The 13,627-nt window shown below is 61.9% G+C and carries 13 protein-coding genes; 9 read left to right on the plus strand and 4 right to left on the minus strand.

The genetic code is table 11. The features are described 5' to 3' along the window. Positions 1–107: 107 nt before the first annotated feature. Genes coaD through EKN06_RS03290 form a run of 3 tightly spaced genes read right to left on the minus strand, consistent with a single transcriptional unit; the run spans position 108 to position 1,865 of the window. Complete coding sequence (gene coaD / locus EKN06_RS03280; RefSeq protein WP_127611422.1) at positions 108–635, minus strand: pantetheine-phosphate adenylyltransferase; 528 nt, start codon at positions 633–635, stop codon at positions 108–110. A 47-nt stretch (positions 636–682) separates the two neighbouring features. Then, entirely contained in the window at positions 683–1,609 is a 927-nt protein-coding gene (locus tag EKN06_RS03285) for a polyprenyl synthetase family protein (protein WP_127611423.1), read from the minus strand. Positions 1,610–1,613: 4 nt separating this feature from the next. Beyond that, positions 1,614–1,865: an exodeoxyribonuclease VII small subunit gene (locus EKN06_RS03290; protein WP_127611424.1), complete on the minus strand. Its 252-nt coding sequence runs from the start codon at positions 1,863–1,865 to the stop codon at positions 1,614–1,616. Between the two features lie 118 nt (positions 1,866–1,983). Between EKN06_RS03290 and purL the strand changes: the two genes are divergently transcribed. Both purL and EKN06_RS16155 read left to right on the plus strand, forming a co-directional pair. Continuing rightward, positions 1,984–4,218 carry a phosphoribosylformylglycinamidine synthase subunit PurL gene (gene purL / locus EKN06_RS03295; protein ID WP_127611425.1) on the plus strand — a complete coding sequence of 745 codons (2,235 nt, stop codon included), beginning with the start codon at positions 1,984–1,986 and terminating at the stop codon, positions 4,216–4,218. A gap of 130 nt (positions 4,219–4,348) precedes the next feature. Next, positions 4,349–4,834, plus strand: coding sequence for a DUF4304 domain-containing protein (locus EKN06_RS16155; protein ID WP_420810746.1), 486 nt, complete (start codon positions 4,349–4,351; stop codon positions 4,832–4,834). Between the two features lie 231 nt (positions 4,835–5,065). On the opposite strand, the gene serB is transcribed toward EKN06_RS16155, so the two are convergent. Beyond that, complete coding sequence (gene serB, locus EKN06_RS03305) at positions 5,066–5,947, minus strand: phosphoserine phosphatase SerB (protein WP_127611427.1); 882 nt, start codon at positions 5,945–5,947, stop codon at positions 5,066–5,068. Between serB and miaA the strand changes: the two genes are divergently transcribed. The 7 genes from miaA (at position 5,940) to leuA (ending at position 13,621) form a co-directional block, all read left to right on the plus strand. After that, on the plus strand, positions 5,940–6,902 hold the full coding sequence (gene miaA, locus EKN06_RS03310) for a tRNA (adenosine(37)-N6)-dimethylallyltransferase MiaA (protein WP_127611428.1): 963 nt from the start codon (positions 5,940–5,942) through the stop codon (positions 6,900–6,902). The two genes, serB and miaA, sit on opposite strands and share 8 nt — an antisense overlap. A 114-nt stretch (positions 6,903–7,016) precedes the next feature. Next, positions 7,017–8,762 carry a biosynthetic-type acetolactate synthase large subunit gene (gene ilvB, locus EKN06_RS03315; protein WP_276317265.1) on the plus strand — a complete coding sequence of 582 codons (1,746 nt, stop codon included), beginning with the start codon at positions 7,017–7,019 and terminating at the stop codon, positions 8,760–8,762. Further along, positions 8,762–9,277 (plus strand): acetolactate synthase small subunit, encoded by a 516-nt coding sequence (gene ilvN, locus EKN06_RS03320; RefSeq protein WP_127611430.1) that lies wholly within the window; start codon positions 8,762–8,764, stop codon positions 9,275–9,277. Before ilvB ends, ilvN begins: the two co-directional genes overlap by 1 nt. A 106-nt stretch (positions 9,278–9,383) precedes the next feature. Next, positions 9,384–10,403 carry a ketol-acid reductoisomerase gene (gene ilvC, locus EKN06_RS03325; RefSeq protein ID WP_127611431.1) on the plus strand — a complete coding sequence of 340 codons (1,020 nt, stop codon included), beginning with the start codon at positions 9,384–9,386 and terminating at the stop codon, positions 10,401–10,403. Positions 10,404–10,599: 196 nt separating this feature from the next. Then, complete coding sequence (locus tag EKN06_RS03330) at positions 10,600–11,244, plus strand: YceI family protein (RefSeq protein ID WP_127611432.1); 645 nt, start codon at positions 10,600–10,602, stop codon at positions 11,242–11,244. Next, complete coding sequence (locus tag EKN06_RS03335; RefSeq protein WP_127611433.1) at positions 11,244–11,645, plus strand: I78 family peptidase inhibitor; 402 nt, start codon at positions 11,244–11,246, stop codon at positions 11,643–11,645. The genes EKN06_RS03330 and EKN06_RS03335 overlap by 1 nt, the downstream gene beginning before the upstream one ends. Before the next feature lie 281 nt (positions 11,646–11,926). Next, a complete protein-coding gene (leuA, locus tag EKN06_RS03340; protein ID WP_240654574.1) occupies positions 11,927–13,621 on the plus strand; it encodes a 2-isopropylmalate synthase in 1,695 nt (564 codons plus the stop codon). The last annotated feature ends 6 nt before the right edge of the window (positions 13,622–13,627 follow it).

Below are 13,627 nucleotides of genomic sequence, written 5' to 3' on the forward strand. Positions count from 1 at the left end.
GTGAGTTATCTTGCTGCGGCAATTAGCCGTAACAATGTGACGTGGCAATGAATGAGGGGGCCAATGAGGACGCTCATGAAGCATAGGGACGAAGGTGCTGTCCCCGCTCAATAATCGCCCTTGCGTCCTTGCCTGTCGACCCGAGCGATTACGTCAGGGCAGACCGCTGCGCTGACGAAGCGGCTGATGTCGCCCCCGAACTGCGCGATTTCCTTGACCAGTTTCGATGCGATCGGCTGCAACGACACGTCTGCCATCAGGAACACCGTTTCTATACCAGGATCGAGCTGCTGGTTCATGCCCGCCATCTGGTATTCGTATTCGAAATCGGCCACCGCCCGCAGCCCGCGGATGATGACGGTCGCGCCCACTTTCTGGGCGAACTTGATGAGCAGCGCGTTGAAACCGACGACCCGCACGTTTTCGATGCCCAGCGCCTCAACCTCGCGAACCACCATCTGCATCCGTTCTTCGGGCGTGAACATCGGGTCCTTCGAAGGATTGGTAGTCACGCCGATAATCAGTTCGTCGACCAACTTCGATCCACGCCGGATGATATCCTGATGACCCAGCGTTATGGGATCGAACGTCCCCGGATAGATTCCGATGCGCTTTTCCCCGATAAGCTTTTCCAAGCTCTGCTCCCCTTGTCTGCAGTCTTAAACTCGCGGATGCGCCGATATCAGCGATCACGCTCCACGATATAGCGGGCGATGGCGCGCAGTACGTCTGCCTCTTCGCCATGCGAGGCGAGATGCCCGATCGCCTGCTCTACCAGCATGTGCGCCTGTTCGCGCGCTCGCTCGGCGCCCAAAAGCGACACGAACGTCGCCTTTCCGGCCACCGCGTCCTTGCGCAGCGCCTTGCCCGCCAGTTCCGCATCGCCTTCGTGGTCCAGCAGATCGTCCGCAATCTGGAACGCGAGGCCGATGTCGCGGGCGTAACTTTTCAGGTGCGCCCGCCCCTCTGGTGGCACGCGGCCCATGATCGCGCCCATTTCGACAGACGCGCCAAGCAGCGCGCCGGTCTTCAACTGCTGCAGTCGGGTGACGGTATGTAGATCGAAGCCGCCTTCGTTTTCGCCAGCCTGTTCGGCCATCATGTCCATCATCTGGCCGCCTGCCATGCCGTCCATGCCGCTGGCGCGCGCAAGCGTGGCGACGAGTTCGGAACGGATGAAGGGATCGGACGTCACTTGCGGGCTGACGAGAATGTCGAATGCCAGCGCATGCAACGCATCCCCGGCCAGCACTGCCGTAGCCTCGTCGAATTCGAGATGGACCGTCGGCCTGCCGTGGCGAAGGTCATCGTCGTCCATGCATGGCAGATCGTCATGGATCAACGAATAGGCGTGGATCGCCTCGACCGCGCAACCTGCGCGGACCGCCGCATCGCGATCGACGCCGAACATTCCGGCGGTCGCCGTCACCAGCAAGGGGCGCAACCGCTTGCCGCCACCGATGGCGGCATGGCGCATCGCGGCAAACAGGCGAGCGCGGGCATCGTCGGGAACCGGGAGCAACAGATCGAAGTGATGATCCACATCCTCTCGGATAGAGGCCAGCGCGCTGCCCAACAGGTCGGAAACCGCCACGTCTTCGCTTGCCATGTGATCAGGCCTCTTCATCGAACGGGCGTGTGCCGACCGGCGCGCCATCCGGCCCAGCAACGATCTTTTCGATCCGGGCCTGAGCCGCGTCGAGCCGCGCCTGGCAATGCGCCCGCAGTTTTTCGCCGCGTTCGTAAAGCGAAATCGATTCGTCGAGCGCAACCTCCCCGCTTTCGAGCCTGCGCACCACGTCCTCCAACGCTTTGAGCGCCTGTTCGTAGGTCATGTTTGCGATGTCATCATGGGGATCGTCCATGGCGCATAGCAATGGCGAGACGGTCGCATGTGGTCAAGCTTCGCAAAAACCGGCACCCGAAATGGCTCGCAAGGAAATGGCTGGCACACTGGCGCAACGGTGGTTAAGGGCGCGAAGCATGAGCGAGATCACTCCTGACGTCGTCGAGGCGCACGGCCTCTCCCCCGAAGAATACGAGCGCGTCCTGCGCGCGCTGGGCCGCGAGCCCAATCTCGTGGAGCTTGGCATCTTTTCGGTGATGTGGTCCGAGCATTGCTCGTACAAGTCTTCGCGCTTCCACCTGAAGAAACTGCCGACCGAGGCACCGTGGGTCATCTGCGGTCCGGGCGAGAACGCTGGCGTCATCGACATCGGCGAAGGCCCGGACGGGACAAAGCTGGCCGCGATCTTCAAGATGGAGAGCCACAACCACCCGTCCTACATCGAACCCTATCAGGGCGCGGCGACGGGCGTTGGCGGTATCTTGCGCGACGTGTTCACGATGGGCGCGCGGCCGGTGGCCAACATGAATGCACTGCGTTTCGGGCGGCCCGACCATCCGAAGATGAAGCACCTGGTCAAGGGCGTGGTCGAAGGCATCGGCGGGTACGGCAACTGCGTCGGCGTGCCGACCGTGGGCGGCGAAACGAACTTTCACAAGGCGTACGACGGCAACATACTCGTCAACGCGATGACCGTCGGCGTCGCCGATGCGGACAAGATTTTCTATTCCGCAGCGACGGGCGTGGGTAATCCCATTGTCTATGTCGGATCCAAGACCGGCCGCGACGGCATCCACGGCGCCACGATGGCCAGCGCCGATTTTGGCGACGATATCGAGGAAAAGCGCCCGACGGTGCAGGTCGGCGATCCCTTCGTCGAAAAACTGCTGATCGAAGCCTGCCTCGAACTGATGGCCACCGACGCTATCGTCGCGATCCAGGACATGGGCGCGGCGGGTCTGACATCATCGTCGGTTGAAATGGCCACCAACGGCAAGGCGGGCATCCGGCTCGACATGGACATGGTCCCATGCCGCGAAGAGGGCATGACCCCTTACGAGATGATGCTGTCCGAATCGCAGGAACGCATGTTGATGGTGCTGAAGCCGGGCAAGGAAGCCATGGCGCAGGAAATCTTCACCAAGTGGGAGCTGGATTTCGCGGTCATCGGCGAAGTCACCGATACTCGCCACATGGTGCTGACGTTCGGCGGCGAAGTCGTTTGCGACATACCGCTCGGCCCGCTGGCGGCTGACGCGCCGGAATACGAACGACCCTATATCGGGCGTGAAGAATACGCCGAATGGGCAGGCACCACCCCGCTGGGTGATGTGCCCGAAAGCACCGATGTCGCAGGCGATCTGCGCAAGTTGCTGGCGACGCCAGACCTCGCATCGCGCAAGTGGATCTGGGAACAGTACGATTCGCAGGTGGGTGCGAACACGTTGCAGAAATCGGGCGGCGACGCGGCGGTCGTGCGCATTCACGGCACCAAAAAGGCGTTGGCGATCACCACCGACTGCACCCCGCGCTATTGCTATGCCGACCCTTACGAAGGGGGAAAGCAGGCCATCGCAGAGGCCTATCGCAACATTTCCGCTGTCGGCGCGACGCCGCTGGCGGTGACCAACTGCCTCAATTTCGGCAACCCGCAGCGGCCTGAGATCATGGCCCAATTCGTCGGCTGTCTTCAGGGTATGGGCGATGCCTGCCGCGCGCTGGATTTCCCCATCGTGTCGGGCAACGTCAGCCTTTATAACGAAAGCAAGGCGACCGGCGGCGGTTCGGCCATCCTGCCCACGCCCGCAATCGGCGGCGTCGGACTGATGGAAGATCACGAAATCATGGCCACCATCGCGTTCAAGGCGCCAGGCCACCAGATCGTCGTCATCGGCGGCGAAAGCGGCCATCTTGGCCAGTCGCTGTACCTGCGCGAACTGCACGGCCGCGAAGAAGGCCCGCCCCCGCCTGTCGGGCTAGACCTTGCGAAACGCGCGGGCGAAACTGTGCGCCAGTTGATCGCCGACGGCATGGTCACAGCCGTACACGATTGTTCCGACGGGGGACTTGCCGTGGCACTGGCCGAAATGGCGCTGGCCGGCAACATCGGCTGCGCCGTCGCCATGCCCGCCGATCGCACCAGCCCTGCCGCGTTCTGGTTCGGAGAGGACCAGTCGCGCTATGTCGTCACGGCGGCAGAGGCCGAACCGATCCTCGAGGCCGCGGAAAAGGCCGGACTTGCCGCCATTGCATTGGGCGAAACCGGCAGCGAAACGGTCACGTTCCGCAGCCTTGCGGGCGAAAGCAATGTCGACATCGCGGACCTGCGGGAGGCGAGCGACAGCTTCTTCCGCGACTGGATGGAAGCGTAGCGGGTCTGAGTGTCTGCCATGGGTGACAAAGGCGACGCCGTGTCACCTTGCCGACATAGCCTCTGAGGCGCGGAAATGCTGGGCTTGCGCCTGACCCATGACAGGTGACAGGTCGTGGGCGGTTTCTACGATGGTAAAGAGCGGCGCATATTGTGACGCTCCGCTGCCGTGTAGGACAGCGAAATTTTGGCCGATCGTATGGCTGGTTTGGGGTGGAAAGCTGCCATCTGTAGGGTATGTTTCGCGGGTGACACAAACCAATCTGTCCAGAAAACTTGACGAGTTTCTCGAACCGCATGGTTTTGAACGCCATGGCAGGACGTGGGTAAGGTCACGCCCTCTGTTCTCTGACGTTATCGACGTCCAACGAGGCGCGTCAATCGGCGGCGTGACGATAAATATCGCCCTGATGCACACGCCGACATACGAACTTGTTTGGGGGAAGTCACCGACCCAGCCATTTTCTGAACCTGACTGCATAGTTCGCACTCGGCTTGGATTTCTGGTGAACGGACGAGACCACTGGTGGAAATCAATTATCCAATCTGATGTTGCCAATATGATGGAGGCACTAAGTTCCGCGGCCATCCCATTTTTTCAGAGTTTAAGAGCCTAGTGGACGTCGAGCGATGGCTGGCTGCATCACAAAATCATTATCCTCCGGAAGTGCTCTATCTTGTCGCCGTCAAGCATCAGTGCGGGGAGGACAAACAAGCTGCGGAGCTTGCCGACCAAGTCCTTTCGCGCACGATGAGTGAGGCGTGGAGGGAGCGCATCAGCCAAATGAGTGCGTTACTCAGCTAACATCCGCAACGAGGTCGTTAGCCGAAATCCGTCTTCACGCCCTCTAATCCACCCACTCACCTTGCGGGACGCCCAGCAGTTTGAGCACGTTCGTCAAGTCGCCGCGGTCGATCCAGCCGTTGGCCGCCGCCTTGGCCTTGGGCTTGGCGTGATAGGCGACGCCGTAATCGGCGGCCTCGATCATCGGGATGTCGTTCGCGCCGTCTCCGGTCGCAAGGCTGACCGCACCGTCGCCAAGCACGGCCATTTCTTCGTCCAGCGTCGCCTTCTTGGTCGCGGAATCCACGATTTCGGTCGCAAGCGTCCCGGTCAGTTGCCCGTTGGCGACGCCAAGAACGTTACCCACCACGCGTTCGAAGCCCAGCATTTCGGCAACCGGATCGGCAAACGAATGGAACCCGCCGGTCACCAGCACGGTTCGACACCCCCGCGACTTCAAAGTCGCGACCAACGTACGGGCGCCGTTCATCGGCGTGATTCTCTCGGTCAGACAGCGGGTTATCGCACTTTCCTCTAGGCCCTTGAGAAGTCCGACCCGTTCGTTAAGAGCGCTGACGAAGTCGAGTTCGCCCTGCATCGCGCGTTCGGTTATGGCGGCGATCTGCGGTTTGATCCCGGCGAAATCGGCCAGCTCGTCGATGCATTCCTGCCCGATCATGGTCGAATCCATGTCCGATACGAAAAGCTGCGGAACCACGATTTCGGCTTCGCTCATCAACAGGTCGCACGGGCCGAACGCGGTATCCAGAATCGCGCGGACGCCTGCCGGGTCGCCGCCGGTTATGTCGATTTCCAGCACGTCGCCGCAGAAATCGAGCATTTGCGCCCCTGCCATCGCCCAGCCTTGTGCCGCCAGTGCGCTTCCCGCGTTGTCGAGCGCGGTTTCCAACGTCGCGGGGTCTGCTATCAGCCGGGCAATGAGCACCGAAGTATTCTCCACAGGTAAGCCAAGGGTCGCGCTCATCGCAGGGCCGACCGCCAGCGGCAAGAGCGATCTCGCCGTCATGCTCGCGCTGGCGTCGGAAAAGGCCGGATTGCCCGGTACGGTCATCAACGCCGACAGTGCGCAGGTCTATGCCGATCTCGCCGTCGTATCGGCGCGCCCGACGACAGAGGAGATGCGCGGCGTTCCCCACGTCCTGTTCGGAGCATGGGACGGGGCGCATGCCTGCTCAGCCGCCGATTGGGCCGCACGGGCAAAAGCGGAGATTGCGCTGGCACATAACTCCGGGCGCCTGCCGATCCTGGTCGGCGGAACCGGTCTTTACCTGCGCACGCTGATCGACGGCATCGCCCCCATCCCGCCCATCGACCCCGCGATCCGCGTCGCCGTGCGGGCCATGCCGGTGGCCGAGGCGCACGCCGCGCTGGTCAGCGAAGACCCTGCCTCTGCCCAGCGACTGAATGCTTCGGACAGCACCCGCGTTGCCCGCGCGCTGGAGGTGGTGCGCAGCACCGGCCAGCCACTCGACCATTGGCACGCAAGGATGGAAGGCGGGATCGGCGCCCAGATCGACCTGACCGCAGCGATCCTGATCCCGGATCGCGAAACACTGTTTGCGAAATGCGACCAGCGGTTTGGCCAGATGCTCGAACGCGGCGCGATAGAAGAGGTCCGCGCGCTGCTTTCCCGCAAGCTGGATCCGGCACTGCCTGTCATGCGCGCCATCGGCGTTCCGGAAATCGCCGGGCTGCTGGCCGACGAATATGACCGGACAGAGGCCGAGGCGCGCGGCGCACAGGCGACTCGACGCTACGCCAAGCGGCAATATACCTGGTTTCGCCACCAACCCCCAACGACTTGGACCCGCTATGATACCGAAAATGTCGAAAATGGCGATTTAATTGAAACTTTATTACGACATTTGCGGTTGACATGATATTCTATGTCGCCTAGTCCGCTCGCGAATTTGAGTTGGGAGAGAGAGGCCCGGGTGCACGACACTCGGGCCCATTTTCTTGCCCCCGTCCCCGCCAACAAACGGAGAATAGCAGTGACCGAGCGCAGCGGCGCCGACATCTTGATGGATTGCCTTGTCGAACAGGGTGTCGAAGTGATCTTCGGCTATCCCGGTGGCGCGGTATTGCCCATCTACGATGCGCTGTTTTCCGACAACCGGATCCGCCACATCCTCGTCCGGCACGAAGCAGGGGCGGCCCACGCCGCCGAAGGTTACGCCCGTTCGACGGGGAAGCCCGGCGTCGTGCTCGTCACGTCCGGCCCCGGCGCGACCAACGCAGTGACCGGCATTGCCGATGCCTTCATGGATTCGATCCCGATGGTCGTCCTGACCGGACAGGTCGCCACCGCGATGATCGGCACCGACGCTTTCCAGGAAGCCGATACCGTCGGCATCACGCGCCACTGCACGAAGCACAACTATCTCGTGAAGGATCCGGCAGACCTTGCCGCGACGATAAACGAGGCGTTCCAGATCGCGACCACCGGCCGCCCCGGCCCTGTCGTCATCGACATTCCCAAGGACGTTCAGGTCGCCAGCGCCCCCGTTTCGCAAGTCGCGAAATCGACGCGCTATTCGCCGCATACTATCGGTGCCGATGCGGCCATCGCCGAAGCGGTGGCCATGATCGCGGCGGCAAAAGAGCCGGTTCTGTACACCGGTGGCGGCGTCATCAATTCGGGGCCCGAAGCGTCCGCCTTGCTGCGCGAATTGCAGGAACTGACCGGCGCGCCCGTCACCAGCACGCTGATGGGCCTTGGCGCGTTTCCCGCGTTGAACAAGGCATGGCTCGGCATGTTAGGCATGCACGGCACCTATGAAGCCAACATGGCAATGAATCGCGCTGATCTCGTCGTCGCGATCGGTTCGCGGTTCGACGACCGCGTCACGGGGCGGATCGAGGATTTCGCACCCAATGCGAAGAAGATCCACATCGACATCGACCGGTCTTCGATCAACAAGACGGTTCAGGTCGACCTGCCGATCCTGGGCGATTGCGCGATGGTCCTGCGGCAGATGATCGACTTATGGAAGGCATCTGGGGCAAAGCCGCAGAACCTTGGCGAATGGTACGCCCGGATCGACGGCTGGCGCGCGCGCAACTCGCTCGCCTATCCGCCTTCCGCGGAAGAGATCATGCCCCAGCTTGCAGTCGAACGGTTGTTCGAGCTGACCAAGCACCACGATCCGATCATCACCACCGAAGTCGGTCAGCACCAGATGTGGGCGGCCCAGCACTTCCACTTCTTCAGCCCGAACAAGTGGCTGACCAGTGGTGGGCTTGGCACCATGGGTTACGGCCTGCCCGCCGCGATCGGTGCGCAGTTGGGCAATCCGGACGCATTGGTCATCGACATCGCTGGCGAAGCGTCGATCCAGATGAACATCCAGGAGCTCGGCACCGCGAGCCAGTATCGCCTGCCGGTCAAGGTCTTCATCCTCAACAACGAATATATGGGCATGGTCCGCCAGTGGCAGGAACTGACCTATGAATCGCGCTATTCGAATTCCTATTCGGACTCGCTGCCCGATTTCGTGAAGCTGGCCGAAGCCTATGGCTGGAAGGGTATCAGGATCGAGGACCTGGACGATCTGGACGCAGGCATTCAGGCGATGATCGATTATGACGGGCCGGTGATCGTCGATTGCCGCGTCGCCAAGTTGGCGAACTGCCTGCCGATGTTCCGGTCGGGCGCGGCCCACACCGAAATGATGCTGTACGGTGACGAGGCCCCAGAAGCCCGGACCGTTTCGGTCGAACAGAAGGCGTCGGTCTGATGCATATCGAACATCGGGCGCAGGAACGCCACGTTCTGGCCATCACGGTCGACAACGAAAGCGGCATCCTGGCCAAGATCGCAGGATTGTTCACCGCGCGCGGCTACAACATCGATTCGCTCACCGTCGCCGACATCAGCGAAAACCACACGGTCAGCCGGATCACCATCGTGACCCACGGCCCGCCGGCGGTAATCGACCAGATCCATGCCCAGCTCGAACGGCTGGTCCCGGTTCACAAGGTTTCCGACCTCACCGAACTTGGCCCCCACGTCGAACGCGAACTGGCGTTGGTAAAGGTGGCGGGGCGCGGCGACATGCGGGTCGAAGCGCTACGGCTTGCCGACGTCTACCGCGCCAAGGTGGTGGATTCGACGACCGAAAGCTTCATCTTCGAAATCACCGGAGCGCCCGAAAAAATCGATGCCTTCGTCGCCCTGATGCGCGAACTCGGCCTTGTCGAAGTCGGTCGCACCGGCATCGTGGGGATGATGCGCGGAGCGAACGGAGCCTGAACGCCTTTCCAACGACCAAGTCCTTTCAAACGATACATTTGATGCAACCGACCACAACAGCTATGCGCCGCCATCGAAATCCGGCGGGCAGCCAAGGGGAATTAACGTGAAAGTCTATTACGACGCCGATTGCGACCTGAACCTCGTCAAGGAAAAGAAGGTCGCCATCATCGGCTATGGCAGCCAGGGCCATGCACACGCCCAAAACCTGCGCGATTCCGGCGTCGCCGAAGTCGCCATCGCCCTGCGCGAAGGTTCGGCCACGGCCAAGAAGGCGCAAGCCGCCGGCTTCAAGGTGATGACCAATTCCGAAGCGGCCGAATGGGCCGACATCGTCATGATCCTCGCGCCCGACGAACATCAGGCCGCGATCTACAACGACGATATCGCAGGTCGCATGAAGCCGGGTTCGGCGCTGGCCTTCGCCCATGGCCTCAACGTCCACTTCGGCCTGATCGAGCCGCCTGCGGACATCGACGTGATCATGATCGCGCCCAAGGGCCCCGGCCACACGGTGCGCAGCGAATACCAGCGTGGCGGTGGCGTGCCCTGCCTGATCGCGATCCACCAGGATGCGACCGGCAACGCGCATGACGTGTCGCTCGCTTATGCCAGCGCCGTCGGCGGCGGCCGTTCGGGCATCATCGAAACCAACTTCCGCGAAGAATGCGAAACCGATCTGTTCGGCGAACAGGCCGTGCTTTGCGGCGGCGTCACCCACCTGATCCAGGCCGGCTTCGAAACGCTGGTCGAAGCAGGCTACGCCCCGGAAATGGCCTATTTCGAATGTCTCCACGAAACCAAGCTGATCGTCGACCTGCTGTATGAAGGCGGCATCGCCAACATGCGCTATTCGATCTCGAACACGGCGGAATACGGCGACATCACCACCGGTCCGCGCATCATTACCGCCGAGACGAAGGCAGAGATGAAGCGTGTTCTGGCCGACATCCAGTCGGGCCGTTTCGTGAAGAACTTCGTGCTCGACAACCGCGCCGGACAGCCCGAGCTGAAGGCCGCCCGCAAGGCTGCCGCCGCGCACCCGATCGAAAAGACGGGCGCACAACTTCGCGCGATGATGCCGTGGATTAAGGCTAACGCGCTGGTCGACAAGGACAAGAACTGATTTATTCAACGCCCTGGCGTTGATCGAAAAATCGAAGCCCGCCGGATCGTTACGCACGATCCGACGGGCTTTTTCGTGCCATTGCGCGCTGCTTTATCCGCATGGTTACAACGCTGTGCCTCGTTGAAAGGGCAACATTTCCCGTCCACATTATCGCCACTGGTCGCAACCGATCTACGATTTGAAGGGGAATATGATGAAATCTCGCACCTTGGCCCTCGCACTCGCCACCGTGACGCTGGCCGCCATGCCGGTCCTGGCCCAGACAGCGGCACCGCAGCTTCCCGGCATTGCCGATCCATCGCGCGTCTCGGCTGGCACTTATGCCGCCGATCCCAATCACACGCTGGTCGGATGGCGCGTCGACCATTTCGGTTTCAGCGACTACTTCGGACTTTTCGGCGATGTGTCCGGCACTCTGGAATTCGATCCTGCCACGCCGTCGACGGCAAAGCTGGACGTTACGATCCCCATCGCATCGGTCACTGTCGCATCGTCCGGGCTCAAGGATCACCTGCTGCGCGCTGGCACCGATGGCGCCAAGCCCGATTTCTTCGGCCCCGAACCCGCGCCCGCGCATTTCGTGTCGACAATGGTCACCCCGACCGGTCCGACCACGGCGCAGATCGTTGGCAACCTCACGCTTAACGGCGTTACCGCGCCGGTCATGATCGCCGCCCGGTTCACTGGCGCAGGGGCCAATCCGATGAGCAAGGCCGAAACGGTCGGATTCGAAGGGCGCGCGATGTTGAAGCGCAGCACTTTCGGCGTATCCGCATTCGTGCCATTCGTGTCTGACGAGGTCGAACTCGACATCACCGCCGCATTCGAGAAGAAATAATGATCCGTCCCGGCCTGCTCCTTGCCCTTCCCCTGCTTGCCGCCTGTTCGGCGGTCGAGGAACCGGGCGATGCGCCGGCCGGGACGCCTTCGCCATCGGGAACGCCGGTGGCGGCCGCGACATGGACACCGCCCGAACAATGCCCTGACGCGTCCGCCACAGACCGCCCAAGTGGTTCCAACTGCTTCGGCCTCATGCCCCAGGGCTGTGGCGCGAACCGCGCCGTCGCCTATGTCGGCCAGCCGATGACCGCGCGGATTGCAGCTGTGCTCAAAGGGTTTGCCGCACAGGGCGTTCGCGTAATCGGACCAGACGAAGCCGTCGATGCCGACGTCGTCGCCGGGCGTCTGAACGTCATGACCGATCCGGACGGCACCATCACCAGTGTCGACTGTTTCTGAATTCCACACCCGCCATCGGCCCACACTCGCCATCGACAGGTACCGCATTGCCATCGTGATTGACCCCACATTCGGGTCTGGACTTTCGGGAACCTGTGCATCATAGCGATAGGCGAAATGACGATTATGCGCTTCTTTCCGGCCCCTATCGAACTTCGGGCCCTGCTGCTTCGACTTACACGCCCCCGGGCGTGACGTTTGCGCTGTCTGCGGACGGCGCTCCGGCCCCCGGGGGATGAGTTAGCCGCATAACCTGATCCAGCAGACAAGAAGTACCAGTCATGGCATCCCATACCACCACCATGTTGCACGACCCCTCGGTCAAGTACCGACCGTTTCCGGCCATCGACCTGCCCGACCGGCAGTGGCCTTCGCGTACCATCACGAAGCCGCCCCGCTGGCTGTCCACCGACATGCGGGACGGCAACCAGTCGCTGATCGACCCGATGGACAGCGTGAAGAAGAACCGCTTCTTCGACCAGCTGGTCAAGGTTGGGCTGAAAGAGATCGAAGTCGGCTTCCCCGCCGCCGGCGCGACCGAATTCGATTTCATCCAGAGCCTCGTTCAGTCGGGCCGCATTCCCGACGACGTGCTGGTCCAGGTGCTGACGCAAAGCCGCGAAGACCTGATCAGGCGCAGCTTCGAAAGCCTGATTGGCGCGAAGCAGGCCATCGTTCATGTTTACAATGCGGTCAGCCCGGCGTGGCGCGACATCGTGTTCAAGATGTCGAGGCAGGAAGTGCGCGGCATCGCCGAAGCGGGCGCAAAGGTCATTCGCGACGAAGCGGCAAAGTATCCCGACACCGATTGGCACTTCGAATATTCACCAGAAACCTTCAGCACGGCCGAACTCGATTTCAGCCTCGAATGCTGCGAGGCGGTGATGGACATCCTGCAGCCGACGCCCGAGCGGCCGATCATCCTGAACCTGCCTGCCACGGTTGAGTGCGCGACGCCCAACATCTACGCCGACCAGATCGAATATTTCTGCCGCAACCTGCCCAACCGCGAAAGCGCGGTCATCAGCCTGCACACCCATAACGATCGCGGCACCGGCGTGGCGGCCGCCGAGCTGGGCGTAATGGCGGGTGCGGACCGGGTCGAAGGATGCCTGTTCGGCAACGGCGAGCGGACGGGCAACTGCTGTCTCGTGACCGTCGCGCTGAACATGTACACCCAAGGGATCAATCCCGGCCTCGACTTTTCGAATATCGACGAGGTGATCGAAACGGTCGAATACTGTAATCAGATCCCCGTGCATCAGCGTCACCCTTATGGCGGCGAACTGGTGTTCACCGCGTTTTCGGGCAGCCATCAGGACGCGATCAAGAAGGGGTTCGAGGCGCACGACCAGCAGAACGACCAATACTGGCGGGTTCCCTACTTGCCGATCGATCCCGCCGACCTGGGCCGTAACTACGAGGCGGTGATCCGCGTGAACTCCCAATCGGGCAAGGGCGGGTTTGCCTGGGTGCTAGAGCAGGACAAGGGCCTGAAACTGCCCAAACGGATGCAGGCGCATTTTTCGAAAGCGGTGCAGCGCATGGCCGACGAGACCGGGCGGGAATTGAACGCCGCCGACATCTGGGAAGCGTTCCGGCACGAATATCATGTGTCGCGCCCGCAGCATTTCCAGCTTGTCGATTACGAGGAACACCGCGCCAAGAACGGAACACGCGTCTTTACCGGAACGGTCACCGAAGGCGGCACGGAACGCACCGTTTCAGGTCGTGGCAACGGCTTGATCTCGTCTGTCGTGGCGACCTTGGGCGAGGCATTCGGCATGAACCTCGAAGTGCTCGATTATAGCGAACACGCGCTGTCAAAGGGATCCGACGCCAAGGCTGCGGCTTATGTCGAATGCATGACCGAAAGCGGCCACATCGTCTGGGGCGTCGGCATCAGCGCTGACGTCGCAACCGCGAGTGTGCGCGCTATCCTCAGCGCGGCGAACGCGGCTCGTCCGGCAAATTAAGCAAGA

Source organism: Croceicoccus ponticola (genome assembly GCF_004004515.1).
In the GTDB taxonomy this organism is placed as follows: Bacteria; Pseudomonadota; Alphaproteobacteria; order Sphingomonadales; family Sphingomonadaceae; genus Croceicoccus; species Croceicoccus ponticola.